We start from the raw sequence: 24,638 nt of genomic DNA, 5'->3' as shown, positions 1-24,638 counted from the left end.
GTTCGCCTCCTCCTCAGTTGTCGAGCACCAGCGCGGCGGTGTCGGAGACGTCGCCGTCGAGCTTCGCCGAGACGCCGATGATCGCGACGCTCGCGGGCGTCAGCGAGAGGATCGACGCGCCCATGACGAGCGTGAGCGCACCGGTCGCCTCGAAGACGGCGTTGTTCGCCTTGACGAGCTGCGCGCCCCCCGCAAGCTCGGTGTACGTGCCGAGCGAGCTCTCCACGCGGTTCCCGTTCGCCACGTTGACGATCGCGCCGCCGACCTTCACGTTCATCGATCCGCCGACCTGGACGCCGCGGCCCGACTTGACCGCGATCACCTTCGCGCCGGTGGCCGTCTCGCTCCGGTCGCCCTGGACCGTCACGGAGCGGTGCCCCAGCGCGAGCTCGACGAGCGCCGCGCCGACCTCGTGGTTGAAGCCGGCCAGGGTCTGATCCGTGACCGAGCCGACCACGAGATCGATCTGGTTGCCGGACACCGTGAGCGAGCTGTTGCCGGTGACGTCGCGCTTGTGATCCCCGCCGATCTTCATGTCGCGGTTCCCGCCGATCGAGAGCGAGTGATCGCCGCCCATGTCGTCGACGTGGAAGGTCTCGATCTTCATCGACTGGTTGCCCGAGACCGAGAGCGTCTGGTTCGACCCGATGCTGGTCGTCATGCTGTCCGTGACGTTCGTCGTCTGGTCCGCGCCGATCTTCTTCTTGTGGTTGTTGCCGATCGACTCGGTCGCGTTGTTCTTCACCTCGGTGGACATGTCCTTCGAGGCGTTGATGAACATCTCCTCGCCGCCCTTCGTGTCCGACATCCGGAGCTCGTTGGTGCTGCCCCCGCCCGGCGTCGTCGCGGTCTGGAGGGAGCTCTTCCCCGCCTCCTTCGGGAGCGCGTAGGGCGGCGGCGTGAGCGCGTTGTACATGCGGCCCATCACGAACGGCCGATCCGCGTCGCCCTCGACGTGGCGCACGGTGACCTCCCACCCGACGCGCGGCAGCAGCATGGATCCGCCCGTGGGCACCTGGCTCGTGCGGATCCAGCGGCTCGACGTGTCGTCCTTCTTTCCGGAGCGATCCCAGTGGAAGGAGACCTTCACCTGCCCGCTCGCGTCCGTGTGGATCTCCTGCCCCGAGGCCCCGGTGGTCATCGCGGTCTGCGTGCCCGGGATCACCTGCTCGCGGGCGCGCCGCGGGGGCCTGTAGCGCGTGGTCCCGGTCGGCACGCCCCAGAACTCGCAGCTCGACCGGAGGTCGCGCGCGCCGTCCTCCGCGCCCGCGCGGCCGGAGAGCTCGAAGTTCCGCGGCCGGCTGCCGGCGATACGCGCGCGCACGACGAGGTACTCTTGGTTGAGCGGGTCGTAGGGGTGGCCGTCGACCGAGAAGCGCCGGCCAGGGAGCAGCGCGAGCGAGCCGGTCTCGCCGTGCACGACGTCGCGCTCCGCCTGCACCGAGTCGAGCAGCACCTTGGCGAGCCGCTCCGCGACGCCCGCGTCGGCGGTGCGCGCCGGTTGCTCGTAGATCTCGAGCACGTGCTCCCCGGGATCGCTCCCCTCGGCCGACGCCTCCGGCTTCGTCGAGGGCTTCTCCGGGTCGTAGTCGCGGACGAACACCTTGTCGCTCCGCACGGAGACCTCCCGCGAGAGGCGGACGACGCGATCCCCGAAGCCCTCGACGCCGAAGTCCTGGAAGAACGGCAGCGAGGTCGCGCCCTCGATGTCCTCGAGGCCGGTCGGCGAGTCGCCGAAGACGAGGACGTCTTCTTCGTCCTTCATGTGGATCGCGAAGTAGATCCCCTCCTCGGCGAGGAGGCGGTGCACGAAATCGAGGTCCCGCTCGCGGTACTGGACCGTATAGACCCGCGTCGGGTGGGGCTCGGTCACGCGCCAGTCCTGCTGGCCCGCGGGCACGCCGGCGCCCTCGAGGACCTCCTTCACGATGTCGACAGCGCTCTTGTCCTGGAAGATCCGGCAGTCGGAGCGCTGCCCGAGGTTCCACAGCGCCGGCGCGACCTCGATCCGCAGCGTGGGCACGTCGTCGGGATCGGGCACGAGCTCGGCGAGGACGATGGTCCCGGCGAACGAGCGCGTCTGCGTGTCGTCGCTGCGCGACAGCGTGAACACAGCGCGCTTGCCGAGGACCTCCTTCGGCCTCGGCAGCGCCGCCTCGTCGTCGAGCAGCTCGCACTCGAGGCGGGTGAGCTCCGAGAGCTGCTCCGTGAGCTCGAAGCGCAGCACCCGGTAGTTCTTGCCCTCCACGCTGAGGGAGGGGATCGCGAGGACATGATGATCAGCCACTCTTCACCTCTCTCTTCACGTCACCAGCGCTCATGGGCCCTCACGATCCGAGCTTCATCGACGCGCCCATCTTGACGACGAGCGCGCCCTTGACCGCGATCTTCGACCCCTTGATCACGACCGGTCCGCCGCCGAGCTTGAGCTCGCTGCCGCCGCCCTTGAAGACGCCGACGGCGCCGAAGAGGGTGATGAGCGGCGCCTGCACCACGAGATCACCGTCCAGCTTCTGGTAGTGGAGGCCGCCGACCATGTTGGTGACGCCGAGCGCCACGTGGGAGAGCGAGCCCTTCGTGAGGTGGAGCTCCGCCGCCAGCGAGGTCTGGTCCTTGTTGGCCGTGATCTGCTCGCCGTGGCTGCCGTTGATGATCTGCGCCTTCACGGCGCCCACCGTCTCCGTCATCCCGCCGAGGACGTTGTCGTTGATCGAGCCCAGGCTGCCGGAGAGCTGCAGCGCGCCGACCTTGCGGCTCATGTCCCCGGTGATGGAGTGCCTGACGCCGTTCGAGATCGTGATCTGGTTGCCGCTCACCGTGTAGGAGCGATTGCCGGTGACCTTCTCGACGTAGTTGCTGATCGCGTTGGTCGTGTCGTTGCCGCCGATCGAGATGCTCTGGTTGCCGGTGATCTTGTGCGAGAGCACCGCGCCGACGTCGAGCGATTGATTGCCGGCGACGGAGGTCGAGTCGTCGACCTTCACCGAGCGGGAGCCGTTCACGCTGATGTGCTGCTCCTCGTTGACCGTCACCTCCTCGACCTTGTCGTTCTTGATGGTGACGTTGAGGTCCTTCTGGGCGTGGATGCCGAACCCCTGGCTCCCCGCGGTGTCGGACATGCCGATCTGGTTGTGGCCGCCCGCGCCCGGCGACGACATGCTCTTCAGCGTGCCGGACGCCTTGGCGGCGGGGAGCGCGTCGGGCGGCGTCTTCTCCGCGTTGTACGTGCGCCCGAGCACGAGCGGCCGGTCCGGGTCGCCGTCGAGGAACGCGACCGAGACCTCCCAGCCGACGCGGGGGAGGATCATCGAGCCGCCCATCGCGACCTGCGAGACGCGCAGCCAGCAGCTCGAGGTGTGGTCCTGCTGGCCCTGCCGGTCCCAGAAGAAGCGGACCTTGATGCGGCCGTACTTGTCGACGTGGATCGCCTGCTCCTGGGTGCTCGACCCCGTGACGACCGCCGTCTGGATGCCGCGGATGCGCGGCCGCCGCGCGCGGCGCTCCGCCGCGAAGGGCGCGCCCTTGGGGACGCCGCGGAAGTGGTTCTCCACGTCGTAGTTCGTCGCGCCGCCGGTGAGCGTCTGGTTGCCGCGCGAGACGAGGTGGGTGACCACGAACTCGCCGTTCAGGCACGGCTCCGCGGCGCCCTCGACGGCGAACGGCTCGCCCACCTTGAGCCCGGCCGCGCGGCTCTCGCCCTCGCACACGTCGGCGTCGGCGGAGAGCTCGCGCATGCGGGCCTCGGCGCGGCGGCCGCCCACGCTCCCCTTCGTGAAGCCGGCGGGGTACTCGAAGTAGGGCGCCGCGATGGCCTCCTTGCGGGGCAGCGCGGACTCCGGCGTCACGTCGGGCTTCTCGAAATCGTGGTCCCGGAGGTGGACGAGGCTCGTGCGCAGCGCGCGCGTCCTCGTGAGCTTGGAGAGCGGCAGGCTCCCGGGCAGGCCGCCCTGCGCCATGCGGAAGCTCACCGGCATCCCCTCCTCCACCTCGAAGGCGGCGGGGTCGTCGGTGATGATCATCGTGTGCCCGGCGGCCTCGTGCCGGAAGTAGTAGAAGAGGCCGTTGTCCTCGAGGAGCCGCGAGACGAAGTTGAGGTGCGACTCGCGGTACTGGACGATGAACTCGCGCGGCTCATACTCCTTCGCGATCCGCCACTCGACCTTGTCGCCGAAGCCGGCGTCCTCGAAGACCGATTGCGCGACCTGGACGATGGTCTTCTCCTGGAAGATGCGGCACCCCTCGCGGTGCGCGAGCGCGGCCAGCGCGGGCCGCAGGCGGACGTCGAACTGGCGGCTCTCGCCCACGATGTGCGCGAAGCCGGCGCGGTCCACGATGCCGTCGTACAGCCGCTCCTGGCCCGACGTGTCGACGACGCGCAGGCAGAGGCGGCTGCGCAGGCAGTCCTCGACCCGGAACGACGCGTCCAGCGTCGCGAAGCGCACCTCGACCGTGTAGGGGGTGGAGATCGCCTCGACGGCCTCGAAGCGGGTCACGGAGACGTCCGCGGGGAGCTTGTCGCCCTCCAGGGAGAAGGTGGCGAAGGTAGCGGCCATTGGCGGCATGGTAGGCGATCGGCGGACGGCGCCAAGCCCTGGCGCTGGAACGCGACGCGGTGGGAGCGGCGTGGGGGCCGGATCGCGCGGACCTCCGGGCGGCGCGCGCAGTTCGGGTCCAGATCGCCGGAGCGCCCGCGCGGCAGGCCGGAGCGCAGCAGAGGACCTGGACGCGAGCGAGCACGGCGCGACCCGTCTCACGCGACGGCGGACACGCGACGCGCTGTGCAGTGAATGCAGGTCGTCACCGCATGAACGCACCGTCGCGCAGCTTCACGCCCAGCTGACCATGAAGTCACGCGGGCGGAGGGCGTCAAACCGCAGCTTGTCAGATCACTGGGTGCATCATCGTGCCCGCAGCTGACGTCGTCGAGAATCTCGGATTTTAAACGCAAAGGCGCAAAGGCGCAAAGGCGCAAAAAAGCGGGGAGGATGACCGACAAAGCTGGAGCGATCCATGCACGCAATGTCAACGGCGTTTCGTGCGTAACCGCTGCTGCTCCTGAGCTGGGAGGTCATCGCCGTAGCCCGCGCGGGACGAAAAGAAGGCAGCTCGCCGCCTCCCGAGCCCGCGGGAAGAGAAACCGTGCGACGGCCACGGCGAGGCCGGCTCCGAGCGCCGCGCTGCCGAGCGCGGTTAGCAGGCCCCCGGTGTCGTGCTCGCCGCGCACCACGAAGACCGAGAGAACCAGGAGCGGATTGCCCACGGTCGCGTGGCCGGTCATCCAGAAGCTCGCCGTCGCGAAGGCGCCGAGGGCCAGCGGAACCTTGATGTCGCGACGCTGTGCCACGCCGAGCGCGACGAGCACGAAGCCGAGGCTCGCCATCGCCTCGCCGAGGCCGTGCGTACCGGCCACGGTCGCGTTCCCGGCAGCCCAGAGCGGCGCGAGCCGTGACGCGACTGACGTCGCCGCGCCGGCCCCACAGAGCTGCGCGAGTACCCGTGCTCCCGCGCTTCTCCAAGGCTGCCCGCCCATCGCGGATGCGATGAGCGTGATGAGCGGGTTGGTCTGGGCGCCTGAGAGCCCGCCGAACGACCAGAGCACCAACCCGTAGCCGAGGCCCAGCGCGATGGAGCCCAGCAATGCGCCAGCCATCGTTCCGGCTCCCAGCTGCCCTCGGACCGCGCCCGACCCGAACATGACGGCGACGAGGAGCGCGCTGCCCAGCAGCTCTCCCATCACCGGTCGGAGCCAGGCGGGGCCGCGCATGCGCTACGCCAACGCCGTGGGTTCGAGGTTCTCCGGCCTCTCGGCGAGCTCGTCCGGCGTGAGCCGGGCGTAGATCTCGACGAGGTTGCCGTCAGGGTCCTCGAGCCACAGCTCGTGGAGCGGCGTGCCACGCCACGTCGTGCGCGGCGGCTTGCTCACCGTCAACCCGGCGGCCGTCGCGAGCTCGTAGGACCGAACGACCGCGGCCTTGCCAGCGACGGCAATACCGAGGTGGCAGAGCGTGTCTCGGTGCAGCTCCTTGCCGTCGGAGACGACGAGCACGAAGTTCGTGTGCAGCTCCGGCCGGACGAAGGTCGCGTAGCGATGCGTCCACTCCTTCGGCTCGGTGCCGAGGAGCCAAGCGTAGAAACGCGTGCTCTTCGCGAGATCCTTCACGCGCACGCTGGCGTGGAACTCCTGCGCCTGTGGCCCCTCGGGGAGGTCGAGCAGCGCGTCGAGCACCTCGAGCCTCGCCTGGATCTGGTCCCGCGCGGTCCGGAACCGCGTCAGCATCTCCTCGCGTGGGATCGACGGATCCTTGCTCGCCGGATCCTGAATGGGCCAGTGCAGCCGGCGCGCCTTGCCGAGGAAGACCGGGCAGACCTCCTCGGCGCAGAGCGTGATGACCGTGCCCACGGTGGCGGCGTCGATCGTCTGCACAGATTTCGAGTGGTGCGTCGTCAGGTCGACCCCGACCTCGCGCATCACCTCGATCGCGTACGGGTTCACCTTCGACGGCTCGCTCCCCGCGCTCTGCACGGCGACGCGCGAGCCGAAGAGCTTGCGAGCAAGGCCCTCGGCCATCTGGCTGCGCGCCGAGTTGGCGACGCAAAGAAAAAGGATCGTCTTGCCGGTGTTCATCGTGGTCAGGCCTTGCTCTCGGGAGTGCTCGGGCCGGCGCATGCGGGCGGCGCGACATCGAGCCGGGTGTTGGGGAAGAAGCGCCTCTGCGCCCACAGGGCGACGTTCACGAGGCCGATGAGGACGGGCACCTCGACGAGAGGACCGATGACCGCCGCGAACGCCGCACCGCTGTGAATGCCGAAGCTCGCGATCGCGACAGCGATGGCCAGCTCGAAGTTGTTCGACGCAGCCGTGAACGAGAGCGTCGCCGACTGCTTGTAGTCCGCGCCGACGCGCTTGCTCATGAAGAACGACACCGCGAACATCAGCACGAAATAGATGAGCAGCGGCACCGCGATGCGAAGAACGTCGAGCGGCAGCTGCACGATGGTCTCGCCCTTCAGCGAGAACATCACCACGATGGTGAACAGCAGGGAGACGAGCGTGATGGGGCCGATGCGAGGCACGAACGCCTTCTCGTACCAGTCACGCCCCTTCGTGCGCACGAGCACCCGTCGCGTGAGGAACCCGGCGGCGAAGGGCACACCGAGGTAGATGGCCACGCTCGTCGCGATCTCGCCGATGGTGATGTTCACGACGGCTCCCTCGAGTCCGAGCCAGGTCGGCAGGAGCGTGGCGAAGAAGTACGCGTAGACCGAGAAGAACAGGACCTGGAAGATCGAGTTGAAGGCCACGAGCCCGGCGCAGTACTCGGTGTCGCCCTTGGCGAGATCGTTCCAGACGATGACCATCGCGATGCAGCGCGCGAGCCCGATGAGGATGAGACCGAGCATGTACTCTGGCTTGTCGCGCAGGAACACCACCGCGAGCCCGAACATCAGCAGCGGACCGATGATCCAGTTCTGGACCAGCGACAGCGTGAGCACCCGCTTGTTGCGGAAGACCTTGCCGAGCTCCTCGTAGCGGACCTTGGCGAGCGGCGGGTACATCATCAGGATCAGCCCGGCCGCGATAGGGATCGACGTCGTGCCGACGCTCATGTCGTTGAGCGCAGTCGTGAACCCGGGCGCGAGGAAGCCGAGGGCGACGCCCAGGCCCATCGCGAGGAAGATCCAGAGCGTCAGGTAGCGGTCGAGGAAGGAGAGCTTGCCGAGCAGGCCGGCCTTTGCGTTGGTCATGCGGGTTCAGTTCCTTGTGGTCGTGCGAGGCGTCGTGTCCGTGCCTGGAAGCGACGCGAGCCACGACGCGATGCGAGCCCGGAGGCTCTCGCGCACCTCGATGACGCGCGCGAGCTTCTCCTCGTGCGAGCCGGTGAACGTGGCCGGATCGGGGAAGCTCCAGTACAGGCGCTGTGTGACGCCGGGGAACAGCGGGCACTTCTGACCGTGCTCCTCGTCGCAGACGCCGACGACGTAGTTGAAGCGGCGGCCGGCCTTGAACAGCTCGAAGACCGACGGCTGCGTCGCGGTCGACGGCAGGGAGAGGCCGATGCCGGCCAGTGCCTCGACGACGAGCGGGTTCACCTCGCGCGGCTCGAAGCCGGCGCTGGTGACCTCGAAGCGAGGTCCGCCGAGCTGGCGCAGGAGGGCCTCGGCCATGCGGCTGCGCGCGGCGTTGTGCACGCAGACGAAGAGCACGCGCAGGTCTGCTTTCATGTTGCCCCTCCGGGCGCGATGGCTTTGATGGTGCCCGACAGCTCGCACGCGGCGGCGACATCGCCGGCGAAGCGGGTCAGCTCGGGATCGATGCTCGGTCCACAGACGCCAGTGGAACAGCACATGGCGGGATCGAACACGCGGATGGTCACGGACATGGGAACTTCTTTTCGTTAATCGTCGATGGGCGATAGGTTAGACATGCGGCAGCCATCAGAGCCCCCCGACGAGGGCCTTCAGACGCCGGAGCGCCCGGGGCTCGATGCAGTAACAGACGCGAGGGCCGTCGACGTCGCCGCGGATGAGGCCGGCCTCCTTGAGCACCTTCAGGTGCTGCGAGACCGTCGACTGGGCGAGCGGCAGCTCGTCCACGATGTCGCCGCAGACGCAGGCGTTCTTTCGGATCAGGATACGCACGATCTTCACGCGCGCCGGGTGTCCGAGCGCCTTCGACAGGCTGGCCAGCTCCTCGTCGGCCTCGTCGCCCTCGATCGGCCGTAGGTCTACCTGCTCGCGCGCAGGCGGACAGCAGCGGTCGGCCGCCTCGGGCTTCGCTTTCATCGTAAGGAAACGATAGGTGACGATGCACCCTCTGTCAATCGGCGGATTTCACGCCTGGTGTCGCCGTGAGGCGCTCGGGCTTCGCGTCGAGGACGGGACAGCCCGGAGCGGGGTGGCCTCAGGCGAGGCCAGGCCGCGCAAAGCGGAGCGCGATGGGGCGCAGCCCGAGCACGACGTGCACGAGCGCCGTGAGCGCCGCGCCCGGGAGCAGGTTGAGCGCGATGGTGTGCGTGAGCGCCGGGAGCACGGTGTCGAGGAGGGCGGGCGCGTCGAGCGACCAAGCCGAGGCAGGGCGGGCGGCGAGGACGAGCGCGACCGAGGCGGAGTAGAGCGCGATCAGACCCGCGTGGAGCGCGTATTCACGCGGCGTGAGCCCACCGAGGTCCTCGCGGGAGCGCCGCTCCTCGAGCACGTCGAGGATGACGACGACGAAGGAGGCAGCGAAGGCGCCCACGCCGGCCCAGAGGAGGAGACCGGCGCTCGGAGCGAGGTAAAGCATGCCAATGACGACGGCGAAGAGCGCCGCGTGGATCGTGTGAAGGTGGTGCTCGCGGCGCGAGGCCTCATGGGCGAAGAGGCGGTATTTCCAGAGATGAAAGTAGATCCCGTCGATCGCGCCGACGGCGGCATAAACGGCGAGCAGGATGGATGCGATCTCGTTCATGTCGATGACCTCCGCCGAGGAGGACGGGGCTCGAGCGATGAGGACGCAGGAAATCGAACGAGACGCAGAGCGTCCGAGGAGGCGAAGAGGATCGATGGGATCGAGCGCGAAGGGGGGGAGCAGCGAGCGCTGGGCCAGGCCGGGAGCGGGGCTTGTGTGGGCCGGCCAGGAGGACGGGGCGCGCGTCAACCGCAGGAGCAGCGGGGCCCGTTGCCCGGAGCGCGCGGCACGCAGTCGATGACGTGCCCGCGCGCGTCGAGGGCCACCTCGCAGCACTGCTCCACCAGCGAGCGCAGCTTCTCCCGCCCGCGCTGGACGCGGGACTTCAACGCGGTGAGCGAGATGCCCAGCATGTCGGCCGCTGCCTTCTGCGAGAGGCCTTCGAGCTCGGTGAGGGTGAGGGCCTCACGATAGGGCGACGGGAGCATGGCGACGAGCGGACCCATCGCCAGGGCGAGGAGCTCGGCGGCCCCGTCGTCGCCGCTCGAGGGTTCTGCCTCCATCTCGGGGACGTCCTCCTCCAGGAGGAGATGGCGCGCGCGGGCCCGGTGGTGCTCGGCGATGGCGCTTCGAGCGACCTGGTAGACCCAGGGGCCGAAGCGTTCGTCATCGCGCAGCCCACCCACGCCCCGCTGCATGCGCAGGAACACGTCCTGCACGACGTCGTCGGCGTCGGCCGCCGTCGGGACGCGGCGCACGACGAAGGGGCGCAGGCGTGCCTCGAGCCGACGCCAGGCGCCGCGCGCGTCTGCGTCGATCATGCCCGAGCCTCCGGCCGAGCCGGTTTGATCGCCTCGATCGTCGCGGAGGTGATGTACTGCTCGGCGCCCGATCCGGGCACCCAGTCACGGATGAACTCGCGGCTTTGGGGCTTCACCCCGATGCGTATGTCCGTGAATCCGGCGTGCTGCAACAGCTCCTGGAGCTCGTCGGCCCGGATCGCCCCCGCGACGCACCCGGTGAGCGCGGCGACCTGCTCGCGTAACGCGGCGGGCAGCTCTGCGGTGGCAATGACGTCGGCGATCGCAAGCCGGCCGCCGGGGCGGAGGACACGGTAGGCCTCTCGGAACACGGCGGGCTTGTCCGGGGAGAGATTGATGACGCAGTTCGAGAGGATGACGTCGGCCGTCGCGTCGGCGACGGGCAGATGCTCGATTTCGCCGAGGCGGAACTCGACGTTGGTCGCGTTGATCTTTCGCGCGTTTTCCCGCGCTTTGGCGACCATTTCCGGGGTCATATCCACGCCGATCACCCGGCCGCCCGGGCCGACCTGGCTGGCGGCGAGGAAGCAGTCGAACCCGCCGCCGCTGCCGAGGTCGAGCACGGTCTCGCCCGGCTGGAGGGCGGCGATCGCCTGGGGGTTGCCGCAGCCGAGCCCCATGTCCGCGCCCTCCGGGACAGCCGCGAGGTCTTCGCGCGTATAGCCGAGACCGAGCGACGCCACGGGCGCGGGCGCGCAGCAGCTCGGGGCGCAGCAGCCCGTCCCGGCCAGGGCGACTTTTCCGTAATGATCTCGGACAGCTTCACGGGTCTGGTGGATGGTTCGATCGGTCATCTCGGGCCTCCTGCCTGGAGGACGGGGATCCGAGCGGATGGACGCAGAAAATCGACTTGGGTCTCGTCGAGCCGGGCGCGCGAACCGCGGCGGCGCGCGCCCGGCCGGCGCGGGCGCGGCGTCATCGTGGGGCAGTATGGCTTATGTGTTCCGTGAGAGCGCAGACCATCACCACCCGGCAGCGTCCTCCCGCGACGGCCACCACTGGGCGGGCACGATCACTGCGCCGGGCCGAAACGCGCTCTGGGGTGGGTTCGTCCGCGCCTAGGGCTCCTCTCCTAAGTAACGCGCCGCTGCAGTTCATTGTCACGCGCAAGCGCCAGCAGGCGGGCGGGGCCGGCCGGCTCCTCGGTCACCCAGGGCACGATCGCCACCCTCTTCGCGTGAAAGGTGCGCACGACGTCGATCTGCTCGAGCTCGGCGGCAACACGCTGCTTCAGGCACGGGTCTGCCGAGTCGGTGGCCGCCAGGCTGCCGTTGATGACCCATCCGAACGGCTCGATCTGAGCACGACGCAGATCCGCTTGGAGGCGGGCCGCTTCGGAGACGGGCGTCGTTTCGGCGAGCGTCACCAGAAGAACTTTCGTGTAGTCGGGATCCCGCAGCCTCATGAGCGGTGTGACGAGTCGCATGGAGGCCTGCTTCGGCTCCGGACCCGTTCCGATGACCTGCCGGTGATAAGAGCCCGTCGTGTCGAGGAGGAGGAGCGTGTGCCCGGTGGGAGCGGTGTCGAGGACGACGAAGTTCGAGCGAGCCTGGGAGACGATCCTCGAGAACGCCGTGAAGACGGCGACCTCCTCGTAGCACGGCGAGCGAAGATCCTCGGCGAGCAAGGCTCTGCCGGCATCATCGAGGCTCGCGCCGCGCGTCGCCATCACGCGGTCCACGTAAGCCTTCGCCTCGGTGGCCGGATCGATGCGGCTGATCGTCAGGTTCTCGATCTGCCCATCGAGTGTCGAGGCGATGTGGGCCGCCGGATCGGTGGTGCTCAGGTGCACGTGGTGACCGCGCGAGGCCAGCTCGGCAGCGATCGAGGCAGCGATCGTCGTCTTTCCCACACCGCCCTTTCCCATCACCATCACGAGCCCTCGGCCGGGCATCGCGATCTCGTCGATGAGGGACGAGAGACGCGGGAGCGATGGCCTCGCGATCGGGGAAACGGCATGCGACAGGGCTTCGGCCGCGCGATCGTCGAGGAGCGCGCGGAGCGCCGGGAGGCCCACCATGTTGAAGGCGCGCAGAGGGACGCGCAACGTGGGCAGTCCCTGCAATCGAGGAGGCAGCGCGCGGAGCGCCGCTCGCCCGCGCTCCGTGAGCGCGGCAGCGACTGGATCGGCCTGATCGGCAGCCTCGAACACCGCGTTGATGGCGAGCTGTTGGTTCTTGATGCCGATGGCCATCAGCTCACCCGACGTCCGCTCGGCCTCGCGTAGAGCAGCTCGATCAGGCCGCGTCACCAGGACGATCGTGGTGCGAGCGCTGTCGGCCAGCGCGCCCATCGCCGCGGCGAAGCGCGCCTCCTGCATCCTCAGCCCCGTGTGCGGACCGAGACACGAGGCTCCCTGCGCGGTCGACTGGAGGAAGCTGGTCCAGGCGCGTGGCAGGCTGAGGAGCCGCAACGTGTGTCCGGTGGGCGCGGTGTCGAATAACACGTGGTCAAACGCCGCGGACGCCTGGTCGCCAGCGAGCAGCTCGGCAAACTCGTCGAATGCGGCGATCTCGACTGTGCACGCGCCGGCGAGCTGCTCGCGCAGCTCGGCGAGCTGGCCTTCCGTCCAGAGTTCGCGATACGGCGAGATGACGCGCTCGCGGTAGGCGCTGGCTGCCCGCTCGGGATCGATGTTGAGGGCCCAGAGTCGGTCGACACCGGGAACCTTGGTCGGCCGGTTCGAGAGCGCGACGCCGAGCATCTCGTCGAGGTTCGAGGCCGGGTCGGTGCTGACCAGGAGGATTCGCTTCCCTGCGTCCGCGAGGCGGATCGCTGTCGCACACGCGAGAGCCGTCTTGCCGACGCCCCCCTTTCCGGTGAAGAAGAGGAAGCGACCCGGCTGGTCCAGGAAGATCGTCATCGATGTGGCCTCCGTCAGATTGTGCCAGGCACGGCTTGGCACCGACACTCGACAGCCGAGCCTGGCCGAGCGCCTCCACGGGCGGATGGTCCTACCTCGTCGGGCAGGTCGTCCTGTTCATGGGCGCCTCCAGTGGCGAAGGTAGCACGCCGCACCCCCCATAGGCCTCGCGGTGCGGATGCCGGTCGCCTACCCAGCGCCTGCGCCTCGGATGCAGCAGCCTCAGCGTGCGTGCACCCCGCGAGTTGTTGCCGCAGAGGCTCGTTTGAACCGGTATCCAGGAGAGCCGATCACTCGATGAGGATCGGCCGCGCCGGGACCGCCGCGCGCGGCAGCTCCTCCTGCGCCACCCGGGCCTGCGCCTCGGGCGCCGTCACCTTGCCGGCGAGCGCGAAACGCACCGGGATCTCCACGAGCGTCGAGAGCCGGCTCGGCTCCAGGGAAGCCCGCAGCGCGAGGACGCCGTTCACCTGCCGCACGCCCCCGAGCGGCGCGGCCAGCGACACCCCTGGGGGGAGCGGGATGCGCACGTCGACCTCGACCGGGCGGCCCAGCGAGTGGCGCAGCGAGACCCCGAGCTTCCCCGTCGTCCCCGCGCGCGGGCGCTTCGGCCACGAGATCTCCACCTGCACGGGGCTCGCCGCCGCGGCCGGCGGCCGGCTCCAGCGCCGGAGCGCCGGGCGCTCCAGGCGCGCCACGACCGCGGGCCCCGCTGCCTCGACCGTCACCTCGGTCGCGCCCGCGTCGAGCGGCACCACGAGCCGCCCCGACGGCCCGACCTGCACGTCGCGGCGCGCGCCACCCGACGTGACCGTGACCCGTGCGGCCCCTCGGCCCTCGCCCCCGTGGGCCAGGAGCGCGCGCACCACCGCGCGCGTGCTGGCCGGCGCGCCGTAGCCGCCGCGCACGTCGCGCTGCACGCCCACCCAGCCGAGGAGCTTCGCGGGCGGCGCCGCGCTCCGGCCGAGCCCGGCGGCGCGGAGGAGCGCCGCGTAGACCACCGCGCGCGCGCTCCGATCCTCGGCCTGACCCGGCGGCAAGGTGACGCCGCCGGTCGGGAGCAGCGCCACCCAGGCGCGCAGCCGGTCCGCCACGTTCGCGGCCAGCGCCGCCCGGTGCGGCCGCTCCGCGAGCGCGAGCAGGACCCGGGCGAGCGCCACGCGATCGCCGCTCCGGATCACCTCGTCCAGCGTCGTCGTGACGAACGCGTCCCAGCACGCGTTCACCGCGCCCCCCGCCGGCGAGGGCTCGACCTCGAGCGCGTCGAGCGCCGCCGCGGGCTGCAAGGGCTCGGGCGGGCAGCGCGCGTCGATCTTCGGCAGCTCCTCCGCCACGGACGCGGGCGCGAAGGTGCGCGCCCGGAGCGCCGGTGGCCAGAAGACCATGTCCTTCTTGCTGCCCTTGTACGCGAGCAGCCGGCCCACGGCGCGGCGGCCGATGTCCTCCGCGCGCGCGGCGAGCGGCGCGCCCTCGCCCCCGCGCGCGGCGGCCCAGCGGCGCACGAGCGCCGCGACCTCCACCGCGTCCGCCATCGCCCCGGCAGACGAGAGCCGGTCGGGATCCATCGCCTCGAGCGCCGCGGTGAGCGCGCCCGCGAGGCCGCGCTCGACGACGAGCCGGGGACGGCCGGTGGGCTGGTAGCGCTGCGCGTCCGCCGCGACGCGCAGCGTGGCCGCGGCGCCGCCCTCGACGACCTGGGCGATGTTCAGGTCGGTGGGCTCGCCCGCGGGGCGCACGTCCCACGCGTGCACGAGCGTGTCGCCCGGGGTCCCCTGCGCCTTCAGGGCGACCGCGAGCTCCGCCCGCCCCGCGCGCAGCGCGCGCACCCGCGCGCGCACCGGGGCCGCGCCCCCCGCGGGCACGTCGACCGCCACCGCCCGGCGCCGAGGGTCCGCGAGCGCGGCCACGCCGCGCGCCGTGAGCTCCACGATCGCGCGGAGCGGCCTCGACGAGCGGTTCCGGACCGAGATCTCGACGTCGACCTCGTCGCCCTCGACCCACGCGGCGCCCGCCTCCACGCGCGCCGAGAGCGGCTGCGCGGTGGGCACGTCGAGCGTGGCCGTGGCCGGCGTGGCGCCGTCCGGCACGCCCACGAAGACGAGCCGGAAGGTCGTCTCGACGTCGCCGAGCGGGACGCGCATCCGCAGCCGGCCATCCTTGTCGGTGCGCTGGGGCGGCGACCAGAAGAACACGCCCCGCGGCGCGCCGTACGAGGTGCGGTGGGCGCCGCCCAGCCTGCCGTGGCCTGAACCGAACCCGACGCCGGAGCCCGTACCCCCGCCGCCGGTGCCGATGCCGCTCAGGCCGAGCCCCTCGCCCAGCGACGTGCCCGTGAACTCCTCCAGGAGGCTCTCCCACGCCGACACCGTGGCGTCGCCGACCTCCATGTCGAACTTCGCGTCGACAAGGCGATCCTCGCCGACCGCCCTGGCGTACGGCGTGCCCGAACGCAGCACGCGCTCGAACGGATCCCGCACGTCGTCGCCCGTGCCGATCCGGCCGTCGGGCCCGGGCGCGTGCAGGGCGAAGCCGCGCCGCACCGTGAGGAACGGCGCGGGCGGCGCGGTCGTCGGGGTGAACTGGATCGTGCCGCCCCAGGGATCGAGCAGGAGCGACTCCTCGAGCTGCGCGTCGCGCACCAGGCGGCGGAGCAGCGCGTTCGGATCGCGGAGCGCCGGCTCGTCCGGGTCGAGCAGCCGCTCGCGCCGGAACGCCCGCGCCGCGGCGAGGATGCGGAAGAGCTTGAGGCGGGTGACGCGGCGAGCGACGTGATCGAACGTGACCTGCGGGTCCACCGCAAGGAGGTCCGCGAGCGAGAGCGGCTCGCCGCCGGGCGTCTCGGGGGGCGCATCCATGGCGGCCGTGACCAGGGTCATCAGCTCGGGGTTCCATGCATAGGCGCCGCCCGGCCCGCGGCGGCGTACGTCGCGCAGCCGCTCCGGGTCGCTGGTGGCCTCGAAGACCGCCCCCTCGAGCGAGCGAAGGACCTGGCCGAACGCCTCGTCGAGCGCCGCCCGCGCGGAGCCGGCCGGATCGTTCGCCGGCGCGATCGCCTCGCGCGCCCGCGCGCCGAGCTCCGCGCGCCGGAGCGGTTCCAGCGCGGGATCGCCCTGCAGGAAGGCGCCGCAGCGCTCGGGCTCGACCATGCCCTGGCAGAGCCGCGCGCGCGTGTCGAGCGCCGCGAGGCCGCCGACGCTGCCCCCGCCGTGCAGATCCACGACGACGGCCGCGACGGTCCCGGGCAGGCCGCGGCTGCCCCCGTCGGTGAGCGCGAGGTCCACGTCGACGGCGCCGCGCGGGGCCGCGCGGCCGCCGGTCATGCGGGCCTCGAGCCGAGGGAGGACGCGCGGCGTGACGAGCACCGCGCCGCCCGCCTGCCGCGCGGCGGCGGCCGACCGGGGAGCGGCGGCGCTGAGCGTCCAGACGCCGGCCGCGCCCTCGGGCAGGCCGAGCGCGCCGCCCTCCGGGCCTCCGGCGATCCAGGCGCTCGCCGCGCGGGCCGCGTTGTCCGCCTGGACGATCACGCTCCAGCCTGCGCCGTCCGCTGCCCTGCCGCCCGCCGGCCGCCGGTCGGCGCGGGCGTCCGCGCCGCCGGCGTCGATCACGCGGAGCGCGAGCGCGTCGCCGGCGCGAGCGAGGAGCCGCTCGGGCCGGAGCAGCGCCGAGGCGTCGCGATCGACGGAGACGCACAGCGCGAACGGCTCGCGCCGCGACGCGAGCGCCGGGAGCTCGCCTGATGGCCGCACGCGCACCGCCGCCGCGACGCCGCCGGCGCACGGCCCGACGTTGCGGAAGGCCCCGAGCTCGACGGGCGCGTCCCAGGTCACCTCGGCCTCGCCGTACGCGTCGGTGGTCACGGCGGCCTGGAGCCCGTCGCCCTCGACGGTGAAGGTGCCCTGCACCGGCTTCCGCCGCGCATCGCGGACGCGCAGGAGCATGCGCTGAGCGACGCCCGGAACGATCGCCCCCGCCTCCGGGAGCAGCGTCGCCTCCGAGGTGGGGCTCTCCACGGAGACGGTGGCCTCGCGCTCGAGCTCGTGCCCCTCGAACGTCGCGCGCGCGACGACGCGCAGCGTGGTCCCTGCGCCCTGCACCACGGTGGTGGGCGCCACGGCCGCGCCGCGGACCTCACCGGCCGCGTCGGTGCGCGCGGGCGTCGTGAGCTTCTCCCACGCGGCCCTGTCCTCGGGCGGGCTCGTGCCCTTCGGCCCGATCCAGGTCCGCACCGGCAGCCCGGCCACGGGCTGGCCGGCGCCATCGCGGATCCGGATCACGTAGCTCGCGCGATCCCCGGCGCGCAGATCCTGCTCGGACCACTCGGCCAGCATCTGCGGGGCGCCGGGCGTCTCTTCGCGCGGCGAGAGGGAGATCTCCGCGGCGTTCGACGAGGCCCCCGCCGCGCCCCGCGCGCGGGCGCGGAGGATCCAGCGCCAGCCGGGCTCGTCGATCCACGGGACGGGCACGCGTGTCATCGCAACGCCGGCCGCGTCGGTCGTGACCACGGCCGTGTGCCGCGCGGCGCCGCCCTCGAGCAGGCTGACCTCCACGGGGACCCGCGGGGCCGGCTGCCCCGAGGCCTGGCTCTGCACGGTGATCCACGCCGATATCGCGCTGCCCGGCACCACGCGCGTGTCAGGGACGTGCAGGTCGACCTGGAGCGGCGCCAGTCGCTGCACGGTGAGCGTCCGGGTCCGCTGCCGGTCGCCGGCGCGCACGCCGAGCAGTAGCCGGAGCTCGCGCTCGGGCCCCTCGGGGATCGGGACGTCCAGGTGGGCGCGCCCCTTCGCGTCGGTGGTGACCCGCACGGGCGGCGGGACGGCGGTGACCTTGCCGAGGTGCTCGGGATCCCAGGTCGCCTCCACGGTGACCGTCTCGAGCGGCCGGAGCGTGATCGCGGTGGGGAAGCCGAGCGCCAGGACCTGGACCGGCAGGGTGGCGCCGGGCGCGCCGCGGTCGGGGGCGTGGACGAAGAGATCGAGGCCGCGGGCGACGGCATCGCGGCCCTCCGTGGCCGCGTCGGAGGTCGTGGCGGCACCTAGGGCGGCGATGACGACGAGGCCGGCGAGCGGAAGCGAAGGCCTGGGCATGGTGCCTTCGACACGGCAGAGGGGCGCAGGTTCCTGCGCTGCACGGCGCCGCGCGGGGTGGCCGGCGCGGCGCGCGATCGGGCCAAGGTTGCCGTCCGGCGACGGGCTCCGGCGAAAGGTGTCGACCACCTGCGGGTTGAGTTTCAACTCTCCGGGGAGGGTGTCGACCGCTGGTGGCCGGATTCGGCCACTGGAGGAACTGCACTTCCTTGCGCCAAAACTAGCGCACAAGATCGTCAGGCTGGCCGGGTCCAGCCAGTTTCAGTCAAAACCAGCCACTACTCCCAGGGTCCTCTCAGCCACCGCACACGGTCCCGCCAGCGCTCCCGGCTGCCTCCGGGACACCGCACACGGTCCAGCCGGAGGCTCCCAGCTACCTCCCGACGACCGTACCATGCCGTCGGTGAACACACCGGTCGGCATCGCGCCCGAACGCGCATGTGACTCGCGCGGCACCAGCATCAACGCTTCTTCGCTCGCGAAGATTGCTCGAACAGCGTTGACACCTCGAGAACAGGGATAACGCGCCGCTTGCCGTCGACCTCATATTCGATCTCGTAGGTGTCCACAGGCGGCGACAGCAAGGGCTTCTTGCGTCTCTGGAGAAGCCCCGTAGTATCGCCAGCGATTTGCTCAAAGATAGGCCCAGGCCTAAGCACTTTCCAGCAAACGACGGCATCTATGGCCTTGAAGAAGTGATCGAGCGGGTTCCCCGCAGAAACGTCGAACTTGAACTCGACCCGCGCCAACGTCGTCTTTGGAGTGATGAGCTGCTGCGCGTCATGTGCCACGCTCGCGATCGCATCGACACCGATCTTGGCGTTGTATTCGAGCACGTGGAGCGGCATGCGGTAGCGGCTCGACAGAAGGCCGTACAGATAGAAGAGCTCTTGCTCCGAGCGGGGCGCCATCATGGGGATAGCCTCGTCCAGATCGAGCGGCGTGAGCCCTGGCACGTCCGACGGGTCGATGACCTCGGCCTTCTTCGGTTTGTCGAGCCAAGCTCGAACGTAGTCTCGCCGACGGTCCATCTGCTGAACTTCGCGCTCACGAAGACCCGAGTGCCTCGCGGAGCGTAGACGCTGGATCCAGTCCCTGAAAGATTCCTCTTTGAGCTTCTCCCGCAACCACTCCACAAGGTGGTTATGTATCGCCGGGGCGTGCTCCGCGAAGTTCGAGACATCACCACGGTTGGCCGTAGGTAAGAACCGCTGATGATTGATGAACACCTGCCAATTGCGGAGGTTCCCGAGATCGTAACCGAGACCATCCGGCGAGGCGTCCTCGAGCGCCCTTACCAGAAGCTCATTCTTGCGGACGACTGGAATATAGTCACGACAAAGCCAGAGACCGAAACGCTCCTCGAAGCCGTAGAGTCCGCGATGGTTCTGCCAGCTAGCCTCCACGTAGTATTCCCGCTGACGCCGATTTCCCTCGATGCGACCGATAATCCCGTAGCCGTCTTCGCGCATCCAGTCAGCCGGCGAGCTCAAACGGAGCGCTGTCAGGTCGTCGCGCGCGCCACGTTTGTTGGCGGCCGAGCTCTCGTTGACGTCGGCGAAGCGATGGCCGAAACTGTGCAGTTCTGGCTTTTGGGCATAGTGCTCGACGTCCTTTCCCCATGCGGCGATCAGATCCTTATCACGCCCATACATGGGCGTGTAGGCAGGTTCCCCATTCACACGAAGATCCACCCTTATCGGGCGCAGAGGGACCTCCTGCGTCGCTAGCCCTTCGAGGTGGTCACCTTCGACAGCCTCGTGGAAGGAGAGACGTGTATCGAACAAGCCGCTCCTCAGATCCCCGACAACTGTGAACCAATCTATATAAGAACACAGGCCTCGACGACGAAGCAGCTTGTCGGCATCGCCAAAGAGCAGCTGCTCTACCCAGATCGCCGTCCCGCTCTCGCGCGAAAACAGACCAAAATCCACGAGATCCCGTGCTCGCTGCTCATCCGACCCGAGCCAGTGGATATCGATATCGGCATCCGCCTTCAACTCTGACGGACGCCGGACGGTGCATATCCGCCACGAGGAATCACCCTTGCACTTAGTGGCTACTGTCAGCCGTTCACTCGCGAAGAAGAGCTTGGTACCATGACCCTTGTATCCAATGCGAAGCTGCGCGGCCTTCCTCGACGCGCCGATCCCCCAAAACGCGCCCAGACGGTCGTCGTTCATGCCCTCGCCGTCATCCGCGAAGAGAATGCTCGGCTTGTCCGGCGTGGCCTCCCGCCAGGTCCTGATCCAGACCCGGTGCGCGCCGTGATCTTTCGCGTTCGAGAGCGCCTCCCGGACGATCTCGAGGGCGTCAACCTTGTTCTCTCGCAGCTCACGCACCAGATTTTCATGGTCGTGAATGCGCCTGACCTTCCCCGGTTGGCTCATAATTTCCAGCTTACCACGAGCTCGCCGGCGACGGGCTCGAGACCTCAGGACCGGTGGGGCCAGGACGTGACACGGTCCACGTCAGGTGCACGTGTGACGTCCTCACGCTTCACCCCGGCGCCACGACCACCATCGCCGCGCGCTCTCCGCCGTCGCTCCCGGCGAGGGAGACTGCACACGGGTGCGGCGCAAAGGCTCGCGCGAACGCCTCCGACGCGATGGCGAGGTGCAGCGGCATCGCCGCGGCGCCGAGCGCGCCGATCCGCTGGGCGGGGCACTCCAGCTGCTGCGGATCGCAGAAGAGCTGCTGCGTGCGCACCGAGGCGGCCTGTAGCTCGAAATGGCGGAAGGTCTCGAAGGTGATGTCGGTGAGCATCCAGCCCGCGCGCAGCCCGCGCTCGGCCAGCGGCGCGAGCGCGGCGCGGAGCGCGGCGGTGAGGCCCGTGGCCTGGAACGCGGACTCGTCGTTGTCCGGGCGGGCCCGCTCGTGGGCTGTGGAGAGGCCGACGATCTGCCCGAGCTCGCGGATCAGCGCGCGCCGCGCGACGTCGGGGCGCGTGAGGACCACGAAGGCCGCGCACTCGCCGGGGACGAGGGCGTCGAGGTTGTCCGGCCGGAAGAGCCGGCCCGCGGCGTCGAGCGCGGCGATGCGCGCGGGGTCGTAGTCGGTGTGCACGCCGCCGAGCAGCGCCGCATCGATCGCGCCTCGCGCGAGCGCGTCGCACAGCTCCGGCAGCAAGTACCCCGGCGCGGCGGGGCCGCGCGTCGAGACCTTGACCGCGATCTCCGGCGCGCACCCGTACGACTGCGCCCGCGCGGCGAGCTCGGCGGCGACCCGCTGCGCCGGGGCCTCACCGCCCGGCGGCCGCTGCCCGAGGTGCTCGTCGAGGCACAGGCCCATCTGCAGGCGAAGCCCCCGCGCCGCGGGGCCGAGCTTCTCGAGCGCCTCGCCGAGCGCGCGCTCCGCGAGCAGGACGGCGCGCGCCGCGCCCGTGACGCGCGGATCGATGGTGGGCAGGAAGCACATCGTGACGCGCTCGCCCTGCCCGTCCACGAGCGGCGACTCGCGCATCGCCGCGGCCGAGGCGCGGTGCGAGAAGGCGGTGTCGATCGAGCGCAGCCCGACGGGCGTGACCGCGCCCGCGGCCACCATGACGGCGAGGGGCCTCACGCTCGCCCCCGCTCGCGCACGATCACGCGCGCGTCCTTCATCCGCCTGGGCGCCTTGACGTGCGCGCGCCAGACCATCTCGACGGCCACCGGCTTCTGCGGGCCCGTGGCGTAGAGGTCGACGAGCACGGTGTCGAGGTGGGGCGCGAAGGCGACCGGCGCGCGGTCCTTCACGTGGAACTCGATCTCGATCTGCACCTTCGGGAGCTCGAAGCTGAGCGCCCCCTCGGGCGTGAGGTTGAGCGCCCGCACCGGCTCGCCGCCCGCGAGCGGCGGATCCGCGATGAGGCCCGGCGAGGCGCAGAGGTTGAAGCGGTGGTCGAAGTCCTCGGGCAGGAGCGGCGCGCGGTTCTCCCGCCACGCGGCGTCGTACGTCCCGGCGTACCCGCGGCGCGGCTCCCAGTGCCGGCCGACGGCCCCGATCCCCGCGGGCGGCGGCTCGGTCTTCGCGGTCCGGATCGGGTACGAGGGATCCTCGATGGCCGGCGCCGGCTGGTGGGTGAGCGAGGCCGGCGCGCGCGTGACGCCCGTGCCGATCGGGTTGCGCGGCTCCTCGAGGGGCGCCGCGGGATCGTCGTCGTCCCGCCCGCCCCAGGCGTGGTCGTAGCGCATGTCGATCTGCTCGATGGGCGCCGGCGCGGTGAGGGCGGCGCCCTTGTCCACCCAGAGCCGCTTGCCGAACACGACAAGCGATTTCTTGAGCGGGCCCACCTCGACGCGCACGTCGAAGGACGGCACCGCCTTGCCGTTCGGCGCGTACGCCGTGGCCACGAAGATCACGTCGGTCGCCGGCTTGAACAGGCAGACGTCGGCCGGGTACGCGACGCTCTCGGGCTTCTTCTCCTCCCAGGGCAGGTCGGCGAGGCGGACCCCGCGCGTGCGCTCGGGGGGCGCGAGCTCGAGGCTGCCGTCGTCCTGGAGCTCGAAGCTCGCCTTGACGATCGTGACCAGCTGCTCGCCGTCCCGGTCGACGAGCAGCTGTGGGTGCGCGGCGAAGTCCGTCTTGTTGTCGAGCGGGGGCTGGCTCATCGCGGGCGCATTATCGACAGGATCGGAGGCGATGTCTCTCCGAGTTCGACGGAGGCGCGCGCGATCACCCGGCCATGGCCACCTCGGCGGCATACGCGTCGAGGCCGTGGCCGCGCAGCATCGCCTCCACGAGCGCGATCGGCTCGGCGCAGGCCGGATCGTCCGCGCCCTCCCCGGCGACGACCGCCGGCAGCGCCCGGGCCACGACGAGCCGCACGGCACGATCGCGGAGCGCGAGCGAGAGCGGCAGCGCGCCGAGCAGGCGGTGGCCGTGCAAGGCCGCGCGCAGGGTGAAGCGCTCGCGGTCGCCGACGCGCGCGCGCACGGGCGAGAGCAGCAGCGCAACGAGCAGGTCGGGCTCGGCCAGCGCCAGGGTCGCGTCCGCGATCCACCGCGTGGCCCTCCGGGCGAGGTCCCGCTCGCTCCTCCACGAAGCGTCCTCGCGCGCCCGCCGCGCCGCGCGGCCGTGGAGCGCGGCGAGCCAGGGCGCGAGCGCCGCCGGATCCAGCGGATCGGGCCGCTCGAAGCGCGCGATCGCCCCCTCGGCGAGGCCCTCTGCCTCGATCGCGAGGGCGAGCGAGAAGAGGCCCGCGGCGATGTCGGGCGGGGGCGCAGCCGCGGCGAGGCGCCGCGACCAGGCGATCACCTCGGCGCGGGAGGCGGTCACGCCGGGCGCCACCTGCGCGCGCTCCGGCAGCCGGGCGACATCGATGCGCTCGTCCAGATCCCCCCGCGTGACGAGCCGCGGATCGAGCAGCGGCGCGCCGCCGGGGCGGCCCACGCTGACCAGCACGCAGGCGCACTCCACGGCGACCGAGACGCGCACCGACTCGCCGTCGTCGATGAAGCTGGTCGGGAAGGTGCGGCACCCGAGCGGCTTGGCCTCGGGCCCGCCCTTCGCGTGGAGCGAGCAGCGCCCCTCGCCCTCGAGGTAGGCGCACCGGCCGTCCCGCATCGCCACGACGGAGGCCGCGCACGGCCACGTCCCGCGCTCCGGCGTGAAGGCCCGCTCGTGGCGCGCGCCCCCGCTCAGCACGTCGGGCCGCAATGCCCGCGCCCGCGCGGCCTCCTCGGGATCGAAGAGGATCGAGGCGTAGATCCGGCAGCAGCTCCCGCGGCCGTCGCAGTGCAGGCTGAAGTCGGGCAGCACCTCCAGCGGGCGCTCGCGGGGATCGCGCTCCCCCGGGTCCAGCGCGGGCGCCGCGGGCGTCGCGGCCTCCCAGGAGCCCGCGTCCCCGCCGGCGTCGTCCGCTCCGAGCAGCCCCGCGGCGTGGAGCTCCGCGAAGAACGCCTGCGCCGCGGGCACACGCGCGTGTGCGCCCTCGCGGGCCGCCGCGATGACGATGCCCTCGACGTCGCGCGTCCCGTCGGCCGCGGAGAGCAGGACCCACTCCCGTGGGCCGAGCTGGAGGAGCTGCCCGGTGCGGACATCGTGGAGGATGACGCGTTCCTCCTCGCCGACCACGTGGCGCCGCGCGAGCACGTGGGCGGCGAGGCGAGGGCGCGCCGGCGGCGTGCTCGGGCTCACCCGAGCGACGCTATCCGACGCCGGCGGCAGCGCGCCACCCAAACGAGGCACGGCGGCGCAGGCCGCCCCCGCCGCGCTCTCCCCGGGCGGCGCGCGACGGCCGCAGCGGCGCCCTCAGCGCACGCACTTCACCCATCAGGCGTTGCTGACGATCCCGTCGCTCAGGTTGAGTACGCCTCGGAAGGAGGGGTCAAAACACATTTCCTGCCAATCCACAGAAATCGCCCGGCACCGCCGTCTCAGCTCCTGCTCGATGTGCCGAGTCGCAGACCCTACGCGCCTTTGGCAGGCGCAACGCCCCTGATCGCTCCGGGCGACCGCGCGTTCCCGTGCCCTGACAATTCTTCGATCAGCCTTAACCC

At 71.2% G+C, this 24,638-nt stretch carries 16 protein-coding genes and 1 pseudogene; all 17 read right to left on the bottom strand.

From position 1 onward, the window contains the following. Nucleotides 1–13: 13 nt before the first annotated feature. The gene (locus WMF45_RS17810; RefSeq protein ID WP_437718070.1) at nt 14–2,287 is read right to left on the bottom strand and encodes a type VI secretion system Vgr family protein; all 2,274 of its coding nucleotides are present in this window, start codon (nt 2,285–2,287) and stop codon (nt 14–16) included. A 40-nt stretch (nt 2,288–2,327) separates the two neighbouring features. Beyond that, on the bottom strand, nt 2,328–4,553 hold the full coding sequence (locus tag WMF45_RS17805; RefSeq protein ID WP_437718069.1) for a type VI secretion system Vgr family protein: 2,226 nt from the start codon (nt 4,551–4,553) through the stop codon (nt 2,328–2,330). Between the two features lie 515 nt (nt 4,554–5,068). Further along, nucleotides 5,069–5,764 (bottom strand): aquaporin, encoded by a 696-nt coding sequence (locus WMF45_RS17800; RefSeq protein WP_437718068.1) that lies wholly within the window; start codon nt 5,762–5,764, stop codon nt 5,069–5,071. A gap of 3 nt (nt 5,765–5,767) precedes the next feature. After that, the gene (locus WMF45_RS17795; protein WP_437718067.1) at nt 5,768–6,625 is read right to left on the bottom strand and encodes a VOC family protein; all 858 of its coding nucleotides are present in this window, start codon (nt 6,623–6,625) and stop codon (nt 5,768–5,770) included. A 5-nt stretch (nt 6,626–6,630) separates the two neighbouring features. After that, a complete protein-coding gene (gene arsB / locus WMF45_RS17790; protein ID WP_437718066.1) occupies nt 6,631–7,746 on the bottom strand; it encodes an ACR3 family arsenite efflux transporter in 1,116 nt (371 codons plus the stop codon). Between the two features lie 6 nt (nt 7,747–7,752). After that, the gene (locus WMF45_RS17785) at nt 7,753–8,223 is read right to left on the bottom strand and encodes an arsenate reductase ArsC (RefSeq protein ID WP_437718065.1); all 471 of its coding nucleotides are present in this window, start codon (nt 8,221–8,223) and stop codon (nt 7,753–7,755) included. Nucleotides 8,224–8,279: 56 nt separating this feature from the next. Further along, nucleotides 8,280–8,381, bottom strand: a pseudogene (locus WMF45_RS17780) (arsenic metallochaperone ArsD family protein); the annotation flags it as partial. Between the two features lie 55 nt (nt 8,382–8,436). Then, complete coding sequence (locus WMF45_RS17775) at nt 8,437–8,784, bottom strand: ArsR/SmtB family transcription factor (RefSeq protein WP_437718064.1); 348 nt, start codon at nt 8,782–8,784, stop codon at nt 8,437–8,439. Nucleotides 8,785–8,902: 118 nt separating this feature from the next. Further along, nucleotides 8,903–9,448, bottom strand: a complete 546-nt coding sequence (locus WMF45_RS17770) for a hypothetical protein (protein WP_437718063.1) — start codon at nt 9,446–9,448, stop codon at nt 8,903–8,905. A 185-nt stretch (nt 9,449–9,633) separates the two neighbouring features. Further along, nucleotides 9,634–10,209 (bottom strand): sigma-70 family RNA polymerase sigma factor, encoded by a 576-nt coding sequence (locus WMF45_RS17765; RefSeq protein WP_437718062.1) that lies wholly within the window; start codon nt 10,207–10,209, stop codon nt 9,634–9,636. After that, nucleotides 10,206–11,003: an arsenite methyltransferase gene (locus WMF45_RS17760; protein ID WP_437718061.1), complete on the bottom strand. Its 798-nt coding sequence runs from the start codon at nt 11,001–11,003 to the stop codon at nt 10,206–10,208. Before WMF45_RS17760 ends, WMF45_RS17765 begins: the two co-directional genes overlap by 4 nt. Nucleotides 11,004–11,281: 278 nt before the next feature. Then, nucleotides 11,282–13,072: an arsenical pump-driving ATPase gene (gene arsA / locus WMF45_RS17755; RefSeq protein WP_437718060.1), complete on the bottom strand. Its 1,791-nt coding sequence runs from the start codon at nt 13,070–13,072 to the stop codon at nt 11,282–11,284. Nucleotides 13,073–13,362: 290 nt separating this feature from the next. Further along, nucleotides 13,363–18,159: an alpha-2-macroglobulin family protein gene (locus tag WMF45_RS17750; protein ID WP_437718059.1), complete on the bottom strand. Its 4,797-nt coding sequence runs from the start codon at nt 18,157–18,159 to the stop codon at nt 13,363–13,365. A gap of 461 nt (nt 18,160–18,620) precedes the next feature. After that, nucleotides 18,621–20,549, bottom strand: a complete 1,929-nt coding sequence (locus WMF45_RS17745; RefSeq protein WP_437718058.1) for an ATP-binding protein — start codon at nt 20,547–20,549, stop codon at nt 18,621–18,623. A gap of 109 nt (nt 20,550–20,658) precedes the next feature. Continuing rightward, a complete protein-coding gene (locus WMF45_RS17740; protein ID WP_437718057.1) occupies nt 20,659–21,720 on the bottom strand; it encodes a beta-ketoacyl synthase N-terminal-like domain-containing protein in 1,062 nt (353 codons plus the stop codon). Continuing rightward, nucleotides 21,717–22,748 (bottom strand): DUF2169 family type VI secretion system accessory protein, encoded by a 1,032-nt coding sequence (locus WMF45_RS17735; protein ID WP_437718056.1) that lies wholly within the window; start codon nt 22,746–22,748, stop codon nt 21,717–21,719. Before WMF45_RS17735 ends, WMF45_RS17740 begins: the two co-directional genes overlap by 4 nt. 64 nt (nt 22,749–22,812) lie before the next feature. Then, nucleotides 22,813–24,276 (bottom strand): YkgJ family cysteine cluster protein, encoded by a 1,464-nt coding sequence (locus WMF45_RS17730; RefSeq protein WP_437718055.1) that lies wholly within the window; start codon nt 24,274–24,276, stop codon nt 22,813–22,815. Between the last annotated feature and the right edge of the window lie 362 nt (nt 24,277–24,638).

Source organism: Sorangium sp. So ce448 (assembly GCF_051520915.1).
Classification (GTDB): domain Bacteria; phylum Myxococcota_A; class Polyangia; order Polyangiales; family Polyangiaceae; genus Sorangium; species Sorangium cellulosum_B.
The sequence above is the reverse complement of the archived record's forward strand: the minus strand, read 5'-3'. Positions and strand labels throughout refer to the sequence as shown.

Coding starts and splice junctions, on each gene's coding strand:
- WMF45_RS17805 (WP_437718069.1), bottom strand. CDS start 4,553: ATGGCCGCTACCTTCGCCACCTTCTCCCTGGAGGGCGACAAGCTCCCC.
- WMF45_RS17800 (WP_437718068.1), bottom strand. CDS start 5,764: ATGCGCGGCCCCGCCTGGCTCCGACCGGTGATGGGAGAGCTGCTGGGC.
- WMF45_RS17795 (WP_437718067.1), bottom strand. CDS start 6,625: ATGAACACCGGCAAGACGATCCTTTTTCTTTGCGTCGCCAACTCGGCG.
- arsB (WP_437718066.1), bottom strand. CDS start 7,746: ATGACCAACGCAAAGGCCGGCCTGCTCGGCAAGCTCTCCTTCCTCGAC.
- WMF45_RS17785 (WP_437718065.1), bottom strand. CDS start 8,223: ATGAAAGCAGACCTGCGCGTGCTCTTCGTCTGCGTGCACAACGCCGCG.
- WMF45_RS17775 (WP_437718064.1), bottom strand. CDS start 8,784: ATGAAAGCGAAGCCCGAGGCGGCCGACCGCTGCTGTCCGCCTGCGCGC.
- WMF45_RS17770 (WP_437718063.1), bottom strand. CDS start 9,448: ATGAACGAGATCGCATCCATCCTGCTCGCCGTTTATGCCGCCGTCGGC.
- WMF45_RS17765 (WP_437718062.1), bottom strand. CDS start 10,209: ATGATCGACGCAGACGCGCGCGGCGCCTGGCGTCGGCTCGAGGCACGC.
- WMF45_RS17760 (WP_437718061.1), bottom strand. CDS start 11,003: ATGACCGATCGAACCATCCACCAGACCCGTGAAGCTGTCCGAGATCAT.
- arsA (WP_437718060.1), bottom strand. CDS start 13,072: ATGACGATCTTCCTGGACCAGCCGGGTCGCTTCCTCTTCTTCACCGGA.
- WMF45_RS17750 (WP_437718059.1), bottom strand. CDS start 18,159: ATGCCCAGGCCTTCGCTTCCGCTCGCCGGCCTCGTCGTCATCGCCGCC.
- WMF45_RS17745 (WP_437718058.1), bottom strand. CDS start 20,549: ATGAGCCAACCGGGGAAGGTCAGGCGCATTCACGACCATGAAAATCTG.
- WMF45_RS17735 (WP_437718056.1), bottom strand. CDS start 22,748: ATGAGCCAGCCCCCGCTCGACAACAAGACGGACTTCGCCGCGCACCCA.